The 1,671-nt window shown below is 36.4% G+C and carries 4 protein-coding genes; all 4 read right to left on the reverse strand.

Annotation, left to right across the window (positions count from 1 at the left end; translation table 11 throughout):
* Positions 1-110: 110 nt before the first annotated feature.
* Entirely contained in the window at positions 111-497 is a 387-nt protein-coding gene (locus tag GYX26_RS11165) for a VENN motif pre-toxin domain-containing protein (protein WP_202984322.1), read from the reverse strand.
* 55 nt (positions 498-552) lie between these two features.
* The gene (locus GYX26_RS11580) at positions 553-678 is read right to left on the reverse strand and encodes a hypothetical protein (protein WP_255453876.1); all 126 of its coding nucleotides are present in this window, start codon (positions 676-678) and stop codon (positions 553-555) included.
* An 83-nt stretch (positions 679-761) separates the two neighbouring features.
* Positions 762-1,064 (reverse strand): hypothetical protein, encoded by a 303-nt coding sequence (locus GYX26_RS11170; protein ID WP_174829307.1) that lies wholly within the window; start codon positions 1,062-1,064, stop codon positions 762-764.
* Between the two features lie 8 nt (positions 1,065-1,072).
* A partial coding sequence (locus GYX26_RS11175) for a hypothetical protein (RefSeq protein WP_174829308.1) occupies positions 1,073-1,671 on the reverse strand: 599 nt, incomplete at its 5' end.

Consider the following 1,671-nt stretch of genomic DNA (forward strand, 5'->3'; position numbering starts at 1 on the left):
TAACCATTTATAACACCGAAAGACCTCATGAAGCACTAAATAATATGACGCCGATTGAGTATAAAACACTAAAACAAGCAGCATGATTTTCTACGTCAGTTTTGTACTAACTATGGGGTATTTACATGTTCAGTTTTACAAGCATCATATTTTCTTTGGTAATCATCTGCATTTTGTACGCCGGTTTTTTTTAGTTTTTCGTTTATTTTTCTTTCTTGGGCATTTAATTTGCTTTCGCCTTTGCTGTTGATGAGGGCGTTATTCTCCACTGCCGTATGCCCAGCCTGATTACCCTGCGCCACATCCGCCATACTGCCGCCAATAACCGCTCCCGTCGCTGCGCCGGTAAGGCCTGCTATGGCTGAAACTGTCGCTTTTTCATCCGCTGTTAAATCTTTTGCATCCTTTCCATACAGCCATTTCGACAGTATTGATGCCGTTGCCTCCGCTTCCGCCAATGCGCCAGCAAGGGCATCGTTTCCACCCGCTGCTGCCAACCGCTGCGCCTAGTACAGCATGCGCTACCAGATGAGCTGTGCTGCCTTCCGCATCTTACTGCCCGATCTGATGCAAAATTACCGGGCTCGCGGCTGCGGCGATAATGCCGCTTATATTATTAGTTGGTACGACCAGTCCTGCGCCGATGGCATTCAGTATCAGGCCGCTGGTACTCCACATATTTTTCTATTCTGTCATTACATCATCAGATATAGATACCGTTAAATATCTACCAGCAGCACAACCGATTATTATTAAATCATTTAATTTGTTTTTTTGCCAAAACAATCAATTTTGTAAATCAGTCTATCATCATCTGTTTCTGGAGCCTTTTTGCTCAATAGAATGCACTCCTTTGGATAGCTTATGTATTCTGGATGGAAAGAATAAAACCACCCATCTTTCCGAAAATTACTTCTCCTTAATTCAAAAAATTTTTGACTTACTTCCAAATATTGTTCAGGTTGTAATTCTATTTTTTCAGAATTCTTATCTTTCTTAAGATGTGTATTTGTGCATCCGTTAAATAGAATACATAAAACAATAATTATAAAATTTTTGATCATAAAACCTCCTAGGGATAATCATAGTATTGATTAGGGTTATTAGGACTAGATATCCTATATTTTCCATTTTTATTAGGTTTTATTATTTGTTGTTTAGGATTAAAAATATGTTTCATTCCACTTGAATCAGTAATAAATTGTCCTGTAGAAATACCATACATTTTTTTATTCAATTTGTCATAGTATAACTTATCATAAACTTTTCCATTTACTTGTGATCTATCTTCAATAAGTTCTACATTAGGAGGTAAAACTAACCCCTCTTTACCTATAGCTTTAATATGGGAATTTTCAAAATTCTGATCATCCGTCCCTTGACCTGATTTTAATCCTAATTTATCTTTTTCAATTTGTTCATAAAGCTCATGAGCTATTAATACATTTCCTGACAAGATAATATGATTTTTATCAAGCTTTTCCATATCTGCCACATCAAATTTATTGTATTTCCAAGATCCACCAGCTACTTGATCATCATCGTACACAAGAATCATTTGTGCTGTACCTGTTGGATCTTTAATTACATTATTTAGCATGTTGTAAAAATCTAATTCAGCTTGATTTAAACTGCTTACTGTATTGTTACCAATTGGTACCAGCTCCATTA

It is taken from the genome of Snodgrassella sp. ESL0253, assembly GCF_013344965.1.
In the GTDB taxonomy this organism is placed as follows: domain Bacteria; phylum Pseudomonadota; class Gammaproteobacteria; order Burkholderiales; family Neisseriaceae; genus Snodgrassella; species Snodgrassella alvi_B.